The following is a 15,295-nucleotide window of genomic DNA, read 5'->3' on the forward strand; positions in this document are numbered from 1 at the left end:
TGCCTACGACACTGGAGCGGGGATGTGACGTCAGGTGTAGAGCTGTGACCATCCATCTCGCTGACGTCGAGCGAGATGGAGCACTGCAGCGGGAACCATTTCGACACCCATCAGCAGATCGTCGTCACCGAGCCCTCTGCCCTCCAGACTGTTGCGGCATGCTTTCACCGTGATGGAGGCAGAGTCGATCAACGCCCGCATCTCCAGGGAGATATCCGAACAGCGCAAGGCCGCATCGAGGCCCGGTCCGAAGCACACGACTTCGATCGTCACCGGCTCTGTCGCAGCATCGAGAAGGTTGTGGATCGCTCGCACCACGGCGGTGGGTGTGGTGTTCACCGCGAACACCACGCGCAGGGGAGTGGGATGATCGGTCACGTGAAGGTTCCGTTCTTCAGATCGCGGTGAGCTGCGGTGCCCCAGGGCTGTGCGTGGAGAAGGACATCGATGGCCCGACCCTCGCCGACCGGGCGGACCAGGTGTCCCAGTTCGCGGACCTGCAGTCCGCTCGCGGCGCGGGCGAGGTCGTCGATGGCGGGCAGGATCGACGGATCGGGTGGGCCCCCGACGCCGTGAGTGAAGTTCTCGAGCGCATGGCCGAGATACAGCAACCGTCCGCTCGGTGCGAGCCAACTCGCTGCACCGGCAATGACGGCGACCAACTCGTCGACCGGTAGATGCAGGAAGCCGATGGCCACCAGATCCACCGGTTCGGATGGTTCCCAGGTCCGGGCGTCGGCGACGGTGTAGTCGATCGCCCGATCCTCGCCGCCGCTGCGTGCCAATTCGATTGCCACAGAAGAAAAGTCGACAGCGCGCACTGTCCAGCCCGCGTCGGCCAACCATCGAGCGTGGCGGCCGTCTCCGCAGCCCAGGTCGATCGCCCGGCCCGGCGTCAGCTCCGCGAACCGCGCAGACAGGGCAGCCGCCGGGGCCGAGCCCCACGGATGCTCGACGCTGCTGTAACGCGCATCCCACTCAGATGAATCCATCTACGCACATTCCTCCAAAACACGGGCCGGGTAGTACTCGAATCCGCCAGAGTACCCCCAGGGGTAATTGGATGGTGCGCAATTTCTGAAATGACCGTGACTATGTCGGACCTGAGGGTAGAAAAAGGTCCGCGCACAAAACCATCGCAGTGTACGAGCCCGGAATCGAATGTCCTGAACTTGGACTCTGACAGAGTACGTTTAACCGCATCAGTGCAGTGAACTCTCGAAATCGTGCTGCTCTCTTCTGAAACTGACAATTGACGTGGCGAAATTCTCGCGATCTTGTCCGGTATAGGTGTCCGTTGGATCTGTCCGGTATGGCATAGTTTCTAGTGGACAGTTTGTGTCCGGGACGTCGTGAACGGCGAAGATCGGGAGCGGGAATGAAGATCGGCTACGCCCGTGTGAGTACGGCGGCACAGGATTCGTCGATTCAGGTCGAGCTTCTCGCCAAGGAGGGAGTCGACCGCGACCGGGTCTACGTCGATCACGGAATCAGCGGCCGGCAGACCCGGCGACCCGGACTCGACAACGCGATCAACGCTGCCCGCGAAGGCGACATCTTCTGCGTGACCAAACTCGATCGGCTCTCCCGGTCCGCGAAGGACCTTCACGAGACGGTGGGGCGACTGGCAGACAAGGGTGTTGCCTTGTCGATCGACGGGAAGATCTACGACCCATCAGATCCGATGGGAAAAATGTTCATCGGCGTCCTCGGGCTGATGGCCGAATTCGAATCGGACCTGATCCGGTCAAGGACTCGGGATGCTGTTGCGGCGGCTGCGGCGGCTGGCAAGATGAAGGGCCGTCAGCACAAACTCACGCCGGAAGAGCGTGCGTACCTGCTGCAAACGTACGAGACCGGGCAGTTCAAGATCGAAACACTTTGCAGGAATACAGGTTTGAAGCGTTCGGCACTGTACGCGAATATCGAGTTGGCGCGTACCGAGCGGGAAGCTGGAATGCTCCCGGAACTCTGAAACTAGCCGGAAGTCACTCCGTCGCGTCATCGCTCGACGGATCTCGTCGCGTTATCCGTTCCAAATACCTCCGAAAGTCAAATGCCCAGAAAGTCGACTTTCGCGCCAAAAAACCGTGTCCGCGTGACACCTCTGCCACGGAAGGGCCAGCGCCTCAACCCGTTTGATTCTCGATGTGGTTGAGGCGCTGGCTCGGGAGAGTCAACACCGACAAGTCATAGGGACGGGATTCGCCGTCAGCGGAGGTTCTCATGTCCGTCACATCGCTTGCCTTTCATATTGGCGACGCCGGATTGAATCTCGTTCATGACTCGGCCCCATTGTTCGCGCCGCACTATCACAATCCCCGACTGTGGGACTTGAGAGCGAACTCCGATTGTTGGTTTCGGCCGGATTGGTCAGACTTCGGCGGGAACCAGTGGTTTGACGATACCGGGCAGCTGGGTCTTCGCGGCCTCGGAGTGCTTGTGTCCCCAGTAGCTGGGGCGGGTGTATGTGCGTGCCACCCAGCTGAGGTCGTCGACGGTCAGCCCTCCGTACCCGTACTCGATCTGCAAGCCCGAGGGACTTCCGATGTAGACAGACGTCATCAGGTCATTGGTGTGGCGACCGAGGGATTGCATGATGTCGACATCGTGCTTGCCGAGGAGATCGATCAAACGACCGAGGTCGTCCAGATGCTCGACCTCGAGCATGAGGTGATTGAAGCCCACATGGCCAGGGAATTCCGATAAAGCAAGTGAGTGGTGACGTCCGTTGATGTGGTAAAAGCGCACATTGGCGTACTTGGTGATGATGCGATCCGACAATCGAAATCCGAGGATGTCGACATAAAACTCGTTCGCCTTCTCGATGTTCGGAACCTGGAAGACGATATGGCCGAGTCCCTGGTCGCCCGTGACGAATCCGCCCCTCATGGTGCGTCCGGTCGAGAAGGACAATGGGGTCGCAGCCTTTCCCCAGCTCAGTTCGTGCCGGGTCCCCCACGGATCCTCGAACCATGCCAGTTCTGCGACTTCGCGTTCACGTAGCAATTGTTCGTCGCCCCAGTGCACTGTCACGCCCCGGGATTCGAGATGTGCGACGAACGTGTGCAGATCGGTTTCGTTAGCGACGCCCCAACCGGCGTAGAGGAATTCGTCCTCAGCTGCCGGGTGGACGGCGATGCGGTAGTTGACGTCGTCGATGGCCAGACGGACGGCTCCGTCGGGCCCGTCCGGTGCGAGCATCGCACCCAGGAGTTGGGTGCCGTAGCTGCGCCATTCTTCAGCGCGTGGCGAGCCGATACCGATGTATGACAGTTCCTGAATCATCACGCTCTCCCCTTCTATCGGGACGATCTGGCGGATGTCGATTCGACAGGTTCTTCCGCCAACGTCCGTGTTCCAACTCAACCGAAGCTACACGCATGACCCAATTATTGGCAATGCCATGAATTAATAAAAAGCCTTGCCAATAATTGGCACAGCCAGTTAATGTCTGCGGTGCACGGGAGTGCGTTCCGGTTTCGACGGAACGGAACCGCTGCTGTTCAGTCTTCGCTCCGCCTGCAGGCGTCTACCTGCAGTTCGTATTCGACTAGGCCCTGTTTCGCAGGGACGCAGACACAAAAGGAGTGCGCAACGTGCGACACAATTCGCTTCGAGGGGCTGTCACCATCGTCGGCGCCGGACAGGCTGGCCTGACGCTGGGTATCGGACTGCTCCAGTACGGCTATACAGTCACGATCGTCTCGGACCGCTCCCCGGATCAGATCAGAAACGGCCGGGTGACGTCGAGTCAGTGCATGTTCGACATGGCCAACCGGATCGAGCGTTCCTTCGGACTGAGCCTCTGGGACGAGGAATGCCCCAAGATCGCTGGGATGAGCGTGTCCGCCTTCGCGCCGACGGAACCCCCGGCACTGTTCAACCAGTGGTCCGCTCGGTTCGCGCGGCCGGCCCGATCGGTGGACCAGCGCTTGAAGATGTCGACCTGGATGGAGGAGTTCGAGCGTCGCGGCGGTCAGCTTGTCATCGATACCGCTTCGGTCGCTAGTCTCGAACAGTATTGCCAGGAAAGCGATCTCGTGATCGTGGCAGCTGGCAAAGGGGAGATTGCCCAGCTGTTCGAGCGGGACACATCACGTTCTCCGTTCACCAGTCCGCAGCGCTCGTTGGCGATGCTCTATGTCTCTGGCCTCGAACGGCCCGACGGGGATGCGCTGGTCGAGTTCAATGTCGTACCGGGTGTGGGCGAGTACCTCACCTACCCCGCTCTCGCGGAGACCGGGCCCTGCGACATCATGCTGTTCGAAGCCAATCTTGGTGGCCCCATGGATATCTGGAACGGCGCTGCCGACGGCACGGAGCTCCTGACCCGAGCGCAAGCAGTGCTGGCGAAGTACTTTCCCTCGGAGTCCGTCCGTGCCCGCAGGGTCTCGTTGATCGACGAGAACGCAACCCTCGTTGGTCGTTTGACGCCCACAGTCCGTCGGCCTGTTGCCACCCTGCCCTCGGGATCAGTGGTTCTGGGAATGGCCGATGTGACGGTAATCAACGATCCGATCACCGCTCAAGGAGCCAACAACGCCACCAAATGCGCCGATATCTACCTGCGGGCGATCACCCGGCACATCGGCAAATTCGACGAGGAGTTCATGCAGACGGCCTTCGATGAGTTCTGGTCCTATGCAGAGCCGGCCACTGACTTCACCAACCAGTTCCTCAGCCCCACCCCCGATCACGCTCGACAACTGCACGTCGCAGCTGCAGAGTTCCCGGAGATCGGCCGGCGATTCGCCGAGTGCATGAACGATCCGCGTGATGCCGCCAGCTGGATCCTCGATCCGGTCGGCGCCTACCAGTACATCGACGCTATTGCCCGCGCCAGTAGACCCAAGAGCGCCTGAGCTGCTTGCCATCCCCATACCAGCCAATCACCACTAGACGATCGGGACCAACGATGACCACTGCAACTACCATCACCTCTGCCGATGCCGTCGCGCGAGCACAAGACCTAGCTCCGCTACTCGCCGAGCGCGCCGAGAAGACCGAGGAACTGCGCCATCTTCCTGATGAGACGATGGCCGACCTACTCGACAGCGGCCTCCTGCGAATCTCCCAGCCGATGCACTGGGGAGGCTCCGAGCTTCCGCTGACCACCCACGTCGAGGTTGTCGAAGAGTTGGGTCGAGCCTGCGGCGCTACCGCGTGGACCGCCGGCGTCTACATCAGCCACAACTGGAACCTCTCGCTGTTCAGCCTGCAAGCTCAACACGACGTATGGGGCTCGAATCCCGATGCAGTCGCCTGCACCTCAGCGGTCGGCGGCCCGTCACCCAGTTGGGTCGACGGGGGCGTCCACATCACCGAAGGAAAGTGGACCTTCCTGTCCGGCGTACACCATGCGGACTGGATCGTCGTCAATGCAGTCCTTCCTCCCCGCTCCGACGAGGATGGTGCTCCGTCGATGATTTCGCTGCTGGTGCCGAAGGGAGATTACGAAATCCTCGACGACTGGCACACCGCCGCGCTGCGCGGAACCGGTACCAGCGGCGTGCGACTGGAGAACGTTTTCGTGCCGGAACATCGATTGCTGAACTTTTCGGATCAGCAAGCTGGGACGACGCCGGGCGGAAAGTTCCACACCAACCCCATGTACCGGGCCCCACTCGACGCGACCTGGCCGGCGTACCTCGCGGCCCCGGCCCTCGGCGTCGCCCGCGGTGCACTCGATGCTTGGGTCGATCGAACCATCAAACGTCGCAACGCCTACACAGGTGCGCCGATCGTCGAGCAGCCGATCTCCCACTTCAAAATCGGGGAGGCTACCGCACGCCTCGACGCAGCACGCTTGCTGATCTACCGCGCGATGGATGCGGTCACCGAACAGGTCGACGCTGGCACCGACCTCGGATTTATTCGCGTACGCAACCGTCGCGACTTCTCGTTCGCGGTCCGTCAAGCAGTCGAGGCGGTCGAAGACGTATTCCTGGCATCGGGAGCAAGTTCACTGTCCACCGGCAGTTCGATCCAACGCCATTGGCGCGACATCCACGGGGTCGCGCAGCACGCGATGTTCGACTACGAGCGCAGCATCTCCGCTTGGGGACGGCGTGCCCTCGGCGTCACCGACGGCCTCGACTTCTGACACGCCCATGCCCGCCCCATCGACGACTGGAGAAACGATATGAGCGAAGATCACGCCTTCTTCACCAATACCCCTGATGGACTGGTCCCGACGGAACTGGCGCGAAGTCATTGGTCCCCGAAGTTCATCAACGGGCCGGCAACGTGCGGGGTCATCGCCCGCGCACTCGAGAACGACCACGGAGCAGAACACCTTGTCCCCTCTCGACTGACTGTCGATCTGTGCCAGCCGATTCCTGCAGAACCGCTGACCATTGAGACCACGCGTATCCGTGATGGCAACCGCATCCGTGTCGCCGACGCCGCTGTACTCCACAATGGTGTGGTGATCGCCCGGGCCACTGCGGTGTTCCTTCGTCCCTCGGTGCAACCGGCCGGGCAACTATGGGGTCGTTCGTCGGTCCCACAGCCGCCCCCGGTCGATCTGCCAGCCCTCGAACAGGCCATCAAGGTCCCGCTGTTCGGCAGTGACGAGCACCCTGATGGATGGTCGGTAGCCATCCATGAACACCAAGGGGCGAGCCGCAAACGTATGTGGTCCCAGCAGATCGCCGCTGTCAGGGGGGAGACACCATCGCCCTTCGTAGCTGCAGCCATTGTCGGCGAAGCAACCAGTTTGGTGACGAACTGGGGAACTCGGGGGCTGAGCTTCATCAACGCGGACCTCACCCTGGTTTTGGCTCGCCAGCCTGTCGGTCGGGAGATGGGCGTCGAGGCCGACAACCACGTCAGCGCATCCGGTATCGCTGTCGGGTCCGCGGTCTTGTTCGACAGAGAAGGACCAATCGGCACGTGCACCGTCAGCGCGATCGCCAACGAACAGCGCACGATCAACCTCGGCGCCTAGGCCGCTGTCGATCTGCATCGGTGGCGGGTCCTTTCGGGCACGCCACCGATGCCGGCCGAGCGAATATCATTGGCAACCGTAAACATTAGGGTGCCCTACAATTGGGTCATGAGTTCGCCCGAGTACGCACCCCGATTGTCACGCCGACCAGGATTCGTGTTCATTCGCGCTGCTCTCCGGGTTAGGCAGATCTATGCCGAAGCACTCGCGGGAGTAGGTCTCTTGCCGAACCAGCACGCAATCTTGAGCACACTCGAGGAACTTGGACCGTGTCACCAGAAAGAACTCGCACAACGAGTCGTCCTCGACCAAGGAGACATCGTCGCCTACCTCGACGGACTGCAGAACAACGGACATATCGTCCGCGAACGTGATCCGAAGGACAGACGACGACAAATCGTCACGATCACCGATCTTGGACGAGAGATCCTCGCCGAAAGTGACCGAGTGCTCGATCACGTCGAAGCCGATACGTTCTCGGCACTGAGTGCGAAGGACCGGGATAACCTCGATCGAATTGCTACAAGCCTTTACGACGCAGCAGCTTCCGCTGCCGACTAATGGGTTCGACTCATGGTGTCTTCTTCGTCTTCTTCCCCTGGTGACGCTGTGGTTGTGCAGCTCACTCCGATTGCTTTCGAGTATCGCAGCGTCTGGTGGCAGTTTTCCGTCGTGCTTCACGCGGTGGTGGATTTCAGATGGGCGGTGACGGTGTCTTCGATGCGGGTTGCGAGGTCGACGTCTACTCGGAGGGCGGCTGATGCGTTGGCGGCTCCGACGGTGCCGGCGCACAGGTTCCATGCGAGTCGGTGTGTGGTGGGAGTGTCGGTGAGTTCGCCTTCGGTGATGGCGGTTTCGATGATGTCGCTGATGGCGTCGATCCAGTGCGCGAAGCCGGCCGCGTTGTTGATGGTGGGTTCGAGGGTGAGTTTCATGCCGGCCCGCAGGTTGGTGTCTTCGCCGATGCGCTGTGCGAGCGACCTAAAGATCGCTGTCAGCTTCTCCCCTGCCGTGCTGCTCGGACCGGCCGCCAGTGCTTCGCTGATGGTTTCGGCGAGGATGTGGTTCCAGTCCGAGATGAGGTATTCGGCGATCGCTTCTTTGGATGGGAAGTGGTAGTACATCGCGCCTTTGGCGAATTTTCCGGTTCCGATGATGGTGTTCATGCTGGTGTGACCGTATCCGTCGGAGTCGAAATGCTGGGCTGCGACGGAGATGATCGCTTCGCGTGTTCGCACTGCGCGGTCCTGCATTGCCGAGTTCTTACTACCGGGAGCGCGGCCGATGTGGGGGCGGGTTCTCTTGGTGGCAGTGCTTTCCGGGCTTTCCGGGGTGTGTGCCGGTTCGTTGGGGCTGTTCACAGGGATGCTCCTTCGACCATGCGGACGGCGGCCGGGTCGGTTCCGCGCCACATCAGCAGAAGATCGTCGACTCGTCTGGTGATGGTGTGGTTCTCGTCGAGGCTAGCGGCAACCTGTACAGCGCCGACGAATCCGGCGCAGAGAGTGTCTGCGAGCCGAGACATGCTTTCCGCGCATTCGAGGGCGCCGGAACGAATCGCGTCGACGACGATCGGTGTGATCACGTCGGTCCACGATTCGTAGGTGGCGCACGCATCACTGAGCGACTTGTCGACGGACAGGATGAGTCCGGCGCGGGTGATCGCTTCTGTTTGGGTGCGGCGGGCGAGGTCCCGGTAGATCATCACCACTTGCCGGTCAGCGGGTTGCCCTGTCGCTGCGGCCTTCCCCACTGTCTCCGAGACGACGTTCTCCCAGCGATGCAGCATTTCTCGGGCGATGGATTCTTTCTTCGAGAAGTGGAAGTACATCGCTCCTTTGGTGGTCTCGGAGATCGCCAGGATGTCATTGATGCTGGTGCCCGCGTACCCGGTTTGGCTGAACAGGGTGGCGGACACCTCGAGGATCGCTTCTCGGGTGATTTTCGCTCGTGGCTGCATAGGTGGTCGGCCGGTTTTGCCGTGGTCGATGCCTTCGGAGCGGTCGGTATGATTGTTCATGGTCACAGGTGCTTTCTGTGGTCATCGGCCCTGACGGTGTTACAGCACTGTCGGGGCCACCCATTTATTGGTGGGTGTGGGTCAAACGGTGGTGAGTTCGCTGCGCATCGGGTTCTCGGCGGCTCGCAGGTCGGGCAATGGTGGGCTGTCGAATCCTGCTTCTCGGGCTGCGGAATCGAATTTCTCGTACCGGCGCCATGCGGTCGATGTCGCGACAGGCGGCTTCGATTCCAGAGCGATGGTCTCCCACGTGAGGTTCGGGTTTGTCAGCTTGCGGACCGCTGTGTCTTTGACGTTCTTCGCGAGATTCGACCGGGCGATGAAAGCCATGAGGTCGTCTATGTCGGCATCCGTGTCGGCCTGTGCTTCTTCGGCGGCGCGGCGGTCTGGGAACTCCGTAGCGGAGTCTTGGGAGTCGAGGATCTCGTCCAGGTCGTTCATCGTTTCGTCCACGGAAAACGGCTCCGCAAAGTCCGCAATAATTTCGTGCGGGTCGGTCTGCGCCTCCGCCGTTGCGGTGGCCTCGTTGCGTTCCGCTTCTAGTTGTTCCGCGATATTTTGGGCAACCCGATCGCGGAGGCGAGGGTTTCGGATCGGCCCCCAGGCGGCGGTCAGATCAGATGCAGCAGTCTTTGCATCCTCACTCTCGGTGGCGTTTTCGACGATCGCACGGTAGGCGGCGTAGGCCATTCCGACTGCCTTCACCAAGATCGTGATTCCGTGCGTGAACGCCAAGACCAGAGCCGGCGGAATGATCGCAATGGCCGCTGCAATAGCGGGCGCCAGTGGAACGAACCCAAGGTCTCCCCCACCATCGATCGACTCCTGTGCAGCGATTGCTGCGTGATAGGCGTGGTACGCGTTTCCGAGAATGCTGATCACAACAACGCTGACTGCGAGTGCAATGTAGAAGCCTCGGTCGCGCTTGTTCATGTTGAGCTTGCTGATGATGACGATGGCGATCGTGGCGCCGAGGATGGCGCTGTCGACAATCGCCGGGAAGATCCAAGTCAGGTGTTCGGGGATCAGTGCTTGCCGTGCGAGGTCGCGTTGCACGGCGAAGGAAAGTACGAATGCGCCGGTGGTGATACCGAGCGCAATGACGATCGCGAGTGCCAGTGCGGCGAGCAATGCGCCTAGCTGAATACGAGCTGCCCGAAGGCTAAAGTCGGTCATGACTGGGTTTCTTCCTTCCAGGGGTTTCCCGGTCTGGAGCCTCGTCGGGTGCAACCGGCGAGGCTCCCTTTGGTTTTGCGCAACAGCGTCACCGAGTTATGAGCGACCACTGTTCGCGTCGGTCCACTGCTCGATCATTTCCTCGACCACGTCGCGCATCTTCTTGCCGCTTCCTGCAACAGCAGCTTTGAAGCGTCGGTGCAATTCAGCGTCGATCTGGACGGTGAGTTTCGTGCGGTCTGCGTCCGGTTCGACGAAGCTGGACGTCACTGAGGGCGTCGCGATCGGTGGCGCGGACTTGCGGGGCCCGAGCGTCGGTGTCGTCTTTGCCTTGGGGATGCTCATGCTGTCAGCGCCTCTGTGATCTCGTCGACGACGTCGGAATACCCTTCGTCGTGCTTGGGGGTAGTACCGAATGTTGACCGGATGCGCTCGCGCATGGGGATGACGGTGTCGAATCGGGCTGCGTCGTTGCTGTCGAACGCTGCCTTGGCATCTTCAAGCAGGTTCGTTCCGAGACGTGCGGAGGTAATGAGGATTCCGTAGGGAAGGCGGCCCTGCACCGAGGGCAGCGTCTCCCAGACTCTGGCGGTGTCGAGTCCTGTAGCCGCCGTGGGCATTATGACGAAGTTGGACGCCCCGATTGCAGCGTCGATAACTTGCCCGTCACCGGGCGGGGTGTCGATGATTACTACCTGGTCATCGCCATCGGTGGCGTACTTCACCAGCCGTTTCATGTTCACGACATGCACTGGGAACGGGAGTGGATCTCCGGCCTCTGTGGCGCGGTCAGCCCAGTCAGTTGCTGAACCCTGTTTATCCAAGTCGAGGACGACAACCTTCCTCCCCCGATTATGAAACGCGAGTGCAAGGTAGATCGCGCTCGTCGTCTTGGCCGTTCCGCCTTTGGTGTTGACGAGACTGATGATCATCGAGAAGGGCCCTTTCGCTTGTTTACAGTTTGCCGGTTTTACAGTTCCCAGTTTGCCGGTTTTACAGTTCCCGGTTTGCCGGAAAGCTGTAAAAACAGTTACCTGTAAAACAGCTTCCCAGCTTGCCAGTTAGCCGTATACGCACTTAGCCAGTTTCCCAGGCATCCGGTTTCCCGTCTATCCGTATAGACAGCATACCGTTTTGCCGGGTAGCCGTCTATACGGTTTTACAGTTTCCAGGTTTGCCGTAAAACATTTTTCCTCTTAGCCGTAAAACTGTATAGCTGGTTCCGGGGCTCGGAAATCATGCAAAATGCCAGCTCAGAAGGTTCCGTAGAGCAGTGGGGAAGTGAAGATGAGGGGGAACAACGGCACGTTCGACTTCCGCTTGTCTGCGCAAGTAGCGCTGGTTTGCATGGTTCTTGGCGCGCTGCTCCATCCTGGATGGCGGCTTTGCGTTCCATCGCACATTTTGCGTCGAGTCGGCATCCAGTCCGGAACTGATGCAAGACTGTCCACCATGTCTTCCGACAAGTGCCCGTATCCGAGCAGTGAGACACCCACCAGCGAGGTCGCGGTCAAACCAGTCCTTGAGTTCGAGTCGATTCCGTCGCCGTCCTGGCGGCTGCCTGTGTTGGGGGACTTGCTCAGCGTCGACTCGGTGAAGCCTGTCCAGAAGGAAATGGTCATGGCTTCGAGGCTGGGGCCGATCTTCGAGCGCAAGATCATCAATCACCGACTGACCGTGGTCTCCGGGGTGGAGCTGGTCGCCGAGGTCAACAACGAGGCATTGTGGGCGAAATCGGTGGGTCTGCCGATCCGAAAGCTGCGGGCAGTCGCGGAGGACGGCCTTTTCACCGCTTTCAACTCCGAACCCAACTGGCAGAAGGCGCACAACATCCTCAACGCCGGGTTCAGCCAGGCAGCGTTGCGTAAGTACCACCCGTCGATGCTGCGAGCTTTGGACGGACTCACGGCAGCGTGGGATGCGGCGGCGGCCGCCGACGGAAAAATCGATGCCACCGCTGATGCGAACAAGCTCGCTTTGGACGTGATCGGCCTGGCTGGCTTCGGCTATGACTTCGCGTCGTTCGATGGCGATGAGCACCCGTTCGTCGGTGCGATGTCGAGGGTTCTCGAGCACGTAAACCGCACCTCTAACGACATTCCATTCCTTCGGAAGTTGCGCGGAAACGGCGCTGACCTGCAATACGAGAAGGACATCGCGTTTGTTCGGACGGTCGTCGACGACGTAATCACTGAGCGTCAGGCAAAGCCGGGGGAGCATCAGGACGATCTGCTCGACCTGATGCTCAACAACATCGACGACGAGACGGGCGAGAAGCTGGACCCGGTGAACATTCGGAACCAGGTCCTGACGTTTCTCGTCGCTGGCAACGAGACAACCGCCGGCGCTATCGCCTTCGCGCTGTACTTCTTGTCTCGGCATCCTGAGATCGCTGACGCTGCTCGTGCGGAGGTCGCGGACATCACTGGTGGTGAAACACCGGCCTTTGAAGACGTAGCCCGAATGCGGTACCTACGCCGAGTCGTCGACGAGACGCTGCGCCTGTGGCCGAGCGCTCCGGGATACTTCCGCAAAGTCCGTACCGACACGACCCTGGGTGGTCGCTACGCGATGCCGAAGGGATCATGGGTATTCGTCCTCCTCCCACAGCTGCACCGCGACCCGGTCTGGGGTGAGAATCCGGATTCCTTCGACCCGGACCGCTTCAAGCCGGAGAATGTGAAGAAACGCCCAGCTCACGCCTACCGTCCGTTCGGAACAGGACCAAGGTCCTGCATCGGTCGGCAGTTCGCTTTGCACGAAGCGGTCCTGTCGTTGGCAACCATATTGCAGCGCTACAGCTTTCAATCGGATCCGGAATATAAGTTGGACGTCCGAGAAGCGCTGACGCTCAAGCCAGTCGGGCTCGAGCTCTCCTTGCAACGTCTGTAACGCCGAGTACGCTACTGGCCGGTAGTCTGCCGAGTTGCCGTAATTGTCCGGGTCTTCCCGGGTGGGGCAGCTCCCGCGGGGGCGGGTGGCAGCGGTAAGCGAGGTGTCTGTGAACGAGTGGCATTTGATCGAAACGCTGGGGAAGAGTCCGACCGTCGTCAGCGTCGGTGGCAACGTCAAGAACTGGGCAACTACCAAACGGCTCTCGCCGAGCGCGGACGTGCGAATCGACCCGATCATCGAGCAGGTTCGGAGCAGCGGAACCAAAATCGTCCTGCCGGCCCTCGACAGCGCCCGCGACAAGCGGAGCTACCGAATCGAATGCCTTCCTGTTGTCGGCCCGACAGGCAAGGTTCACGCTGTTCAGCTGTGGATCGGCGACCCCGACGTCACACCGACCCCGCCGCGAATCGTTTCCGGGTTCTCCTGGCTGCTCGAGCGTTTCGTCATCGCGCAAACCCTCGAAGCTGCGCTGATGTCGGGAGTTAAGCCGGAGGATCACGTTCCGGAGCGCACGCCTGCGGAGTATTACGCGAAGGCGATCAAATTCGACGATTCGGAGGCCATGCTCGCGGCCGGCCTCAATCCGGTCGACGATCAGACCTTCGACGCCGATATGAGCGTCCTGCACGCGGACGGCCGCGTGATGCGTTGGCATATGTGGGCGCGGGGGTGTGTGGAGGAAGGCGAGCGCGGGTTGCGGTTGCTCTGGCACGACGTGACCGATACGACGCCGCCGCGCCGGCCGACACTCGCTGAGTTGGGGTTGCAGGAGAGCGTGAAGGATTCGGGCATCTACACGGCCGTGTTCTGCACACAGACCGCAGTGTTGGCGTTGTGGTTGCCCGAACCAGCGCCGTGGGTGAAGTGGCGCGACATACCTGGCGCGAACCAGGTCATCCACGCTGACGATCGACATCTGTTGTCTTCGGCACAGGACAAGTTCAATCTGGGCTCGACCGATCCGGTCCACGTCGTGGCCCGTCTTCGGACTGAAAATGATGATTGGCGTCCTTCGACCTTGCGGATCAGCCCGTACCCAGGACCTTTGACCGAGCGTTTGGCGATCGTGCAGATTTCTCCGCTCACTGAAAGCTGATCGCGGCTGCTCACTGCGGTCCGAGGTCGCGCAAATGCGTGATCCACACAGGCTGCGCGGCGTTCTCACGAGCTGTGGTATCCACTTTGCGGCGGCGAGCCGTGTCGGCTGCTCGACGAGCAACGAAACGCGCTGCTTGGCGGCCGGGGGAGTCCTCGGGCGCGGCCCATGCGTAGCGTTCTCGCTCCAGCTCGAACGCCGCAGACTGGCGTTCACGTTCAGCTTTCTCCTGGTCAGCGGCGATCTGAGCGAGAACATGCGGCGCGAAGGCCAGATCCTGCTGCTTCATGAGCCAACGGATGAATGCGATGGGGTGTTTCGGGGTCGGAACCGTGTTCTGGGCGTTCGCCCAGGCGTCGATCGTGTCGTTCAGATCCGCTGCCGTCCAACCGTGCGCGGCTAGTTCGGTCAGTGCCGATGCCCACCCTCGGGGGGTGTGCCGACGCGCCCAGACCGGCGTTCGCGAATTGCTGAGCCACTTGGATGCAAGCAACAGGCCCTTCCGGATGGCTTCGACCTTCTCGACCTCGGCCTTGGACTCCTTGCGCCGCGGAGCGGCTCGTTTATTCACAGATCGTTTTGTATTAAGAACCTCTCTACGAGAGGGAAGAGATAAAAGATGACCCCTACGGGGATGGGGTGCCATCTTTATAGATCCGTCCACGTAGACACGGGTTTTATCCACAGGCTTACGCGGGTGAAGTGCCCAGACTGAGGCCCATCCTCGGCCCTTGTCGCCCACCCGGTATGAACCCTGTCGTTCACCCTTCTTCCTACGAAGCCGTCCACGGAAGACCTCGGTGGCCACTCTGAGCAGTTTCAGGGCCTGGCGGGCACGCTGCACGGTTCTCTCACCCTTGCCCGTGCGTTCGATGGTCTTATCGAGAGACAAACGTGATTCACGGCCAGTGTCGAACTCAGCGACTGACGCCATGACTGTGGCGACAGCTAGGAGAGTCTTGAGGCTGATTCCGCCGCCTGTCGTCTTGACCAGGGCGGGGCGAATGTTTTTGTATTCGGCCGTATATGCCTCGCGGACAGCGATTTCCACCCAGTGCTGAGCGCCCTGCCAAATGGGGATGCCGTTGTATGCGCCGTCGCCGAGGTCGAGCCGCATCTGGCAGTACCGCCGGCACGCTTCTTTCGGCCCGCCAAG

At 60.8% G+C, this 15,295-nt stretch carries 16 protein-coding genes; 7 read left to right on the forward strand and 9 right to left on the reverse strand.

Annotation, left to right across the window (positions count from 1 at the left end; all coding sequences use genetic code 11):
- Positions 1-30 precede the first annotated feature (30 nt).
- Positions 31-378 carry a DsrE family protein gene (locus tag AC1Q61_RS23480; RefSeq protein WP_006898207.1) on the reverse strand — a complete coding sequence of 116 codons (348 nt, stop codon included), beginning with the start codon at positions 376-378 and terminating at the stop codon, positions 31-33.
- Positions 375-992, reverse strand: coding sequence for a class I SAM-dependent methyltransferase (locus AC1Q61_RS23485; RefSeq protein WP_006898208.1), 618 nt, complete (start codon positions 990-992; stop codon positions 375-377). Before AC1Q61_RS23485 ends, AC1Q61_RS23480 begins: the two co-directional genes overlap by 4 nt.
- A gap of 386 nt (positions 993-1,378) precedes the next feature.
- Between AC1Q61_RS23485 and AC1Q61_RS23490 the strand changes: the two genes are divergently transcribed.
- Entirely contained in the window at positions 1,379-1,975 is a 597-nt protein-coding gene (locus AC1Q61_RS23490; protein ID WP_151531866.1) for a recombinase family protein, read from the forward strand.
- 398 nt (positions 1,976-2,373) lie between these two features.
- Here the strand turns inward: AC1Q61_RS23490 and AC1Q61_RS23495 are convergent, their stop codons facing one another.
- Positions 2,374-3,288, reverse strand: coding sequence for a VOC family protein (locus tag AC1Q61_RS23495; protein ID WP_135000178.1), 915 nt, complete (start codon positions 3,286-3,288; stop codon positions 2,374-2,376).
- A 311-nt stretch (positions 3,289-3,599) separates the two neighbouring features.
- Between AC1Q61_RS23495 and AC1Q61_RS23500 the strand changes: the two genes are divergently transcribed.
- From AC1Q61_RS23500 to AC1Q61_RS23515, 4 genes are all read left to right on the forward strand, one after another.
- Positions 3,600-4,865, forward strand: a complete 1,266-nt coding sequence (locus AC1Q61_RS23500) for a styrene monooxygenase/indole monooxygenase family protein (RefSeq protein WP_475845839.1) — start codon at positions 3,600-3,602, stop codon at positions 4,863-4,865.
- 53 nt (positions 4,866-4,918) lie between these two features.
- Positions 4,919-6,106, forward strand: coding sequence for an acyl-CoA dehydrogenase family protein (locus tag AC1Q61_RS23505; protein WP_475845840.1), 1,188 nt, complete (start codon positions 4,919-4,921; stop codon positions 6,104-6,106).
- Positions 6,107-6,145: 39 nt separating this feature from the next.
- On the forward strand, positions 6,146-6,952 hold the full coding sequence (locus tag AC1Q61_RS23510; protein ID WP_151531864.1) for a thioesterase family protein: 807 nt from the start codon (positions 6,146-6,148) through the stop codon (positions 6,950-6,952).
- 108 nt (positions 6,953-7,060) lie between these two features.
- On the forward strand, positions 7,061-7,513 hold the full coding sequence (locus tag AC1Q61_RS23515; RefSeq protein WP_192804732.1) for a MarR family winged helix-turn-helix transcriptional regulator: 453 nt from the start codon (positions 7,061-7,063) through the stop codon (positions 7,511-7,513).
- A gap of 116 nt (positions 7,514-7,629) precedes the next feature.
- Here AC1Q61_RS23515 and AC1Q61_RS23520 read toward each other — a convergent pair whose 3' ends face one another.
- The 5 genes from AC1Q61_RS23520 to AC1Q61_RS23540 form a co-directional block, all read right to left on the reverse strand.
- Positions 7,630-8,313 (reverse strand): TetR family transcriptional regulator, encoded by a 684-nt coding sequence (locus tag AC1Q61_RS23520; RefSeq protein WP_042950608.1) that lies wholly within the window; start codon positions 8,311-8,313, stop codon positions 7,630-7,632.
- Positions 8,310-8,972: a TetR family transcriptional regulator gene (locus AC1Q61_RS23525; RefSeq protein WP_042950619.1), complete on the reverse strand. Its 663-nt coding sequence runs from the start codon at positions 8,970-8,972 to the stop codon at positions 8,310-8,312. The genes AC1Q61_RS23520 and AC1Q61_RS23525 overlap by 4 nt, the downstream gene beginning before the upstream one ends.
- An 81-nt stretch (positions 8,973-9,053) precedes the next feature.
- Positions 9,054-10,148 carry a DUF2637 domain-containing protein gene (locus AC1Q61_RS23530; protein ID WP_475845843.1) on the reverse strand — a complete coding sequence of 365 codons (1,095 nt, stop codon included), beginning with the start codon at positions 10,146-10,148 and terminating at the stop codon, positions 9,054-9,056.
- A gap of 96 nt (positions 10,149-10,244) precedes the next feature.
- Complete coding sequence (locus AC1Q61_RS23535; protein WP_019749798.1) at positions 10,245-10,493, reverse strand: plasmid partition protein ParG; 249 nt, start codon at positions 10,491-10,493, stop codon at positions 10,245-10,247.
- Complete coding sequence (locus AC1Q61_RS23540) at positions 10,490-11,080, reverse strand: AAA family ATPase (protein WP_003941234.1); 591 nt, start codon at positions 11,078-11,080, stop codon at positions 10,490-10,492. Before AC1Q61_RS23540 ends, AC1Q61_RS23535 begins: the two co-directional genes overlap by 4 nt.
- A gap of 520 nt (positions 11,081-11,600) precedes the next feature.
- Here AC1Q61_RS23540 and AC1Q61_RS23545 point away from each other — a divergent pair.
- Together AC1Q61_RS23545 and AC1Q61_RS23550 are read left to right on the forward strand one after the other, a co-directional pair.
- Positions 11,601-13,040 carry a cytochrome P450 gene (locus tag AC1Q61_RS23545; protein WP_475845845.1) on the forward strand — a complete coding sequence of 480 codons (1,440 nt, stop codon included), beginning with the start codon at positions 11,601-11,603 and terminating at the stop codon, positions 13,038-13,040.
- Between the two features lie 109 nt (positions 13,041-13,149).
- The gene (locus AC1Q61_RS23550) at positions 13,150-14,139 is read left to right on the forward strand and encodes a GAF domain-containing protein (RefSeq protein WP_475845847.1); all 990 of its coding nucleotides are present in this window, start codon (positions 13,150-13,152) and stop codon (positions 14,137-14,139) included.
- 10 nt (positions 14,140-14,149) lie between these two features.
- Here the strand turns inward: AC1Q61_RS23550 and AC1Q61_RS23555 are convergent, their stop codons facing one another.
- Entirely contained in the window at positions 14,150-14,710 is a 561-nt protein-coding gene (locus AC1Q61_RS23555; RefSeq protein WP_475845849.1) for a hypothetical protein, read from the reverse strand.
- Positions 14,711-15,295: the final 585 nt, after the last annotated feature.

It is taken from the genome of Rhodococcus sp. MPR-R1B, assembly GCF_058793255.1.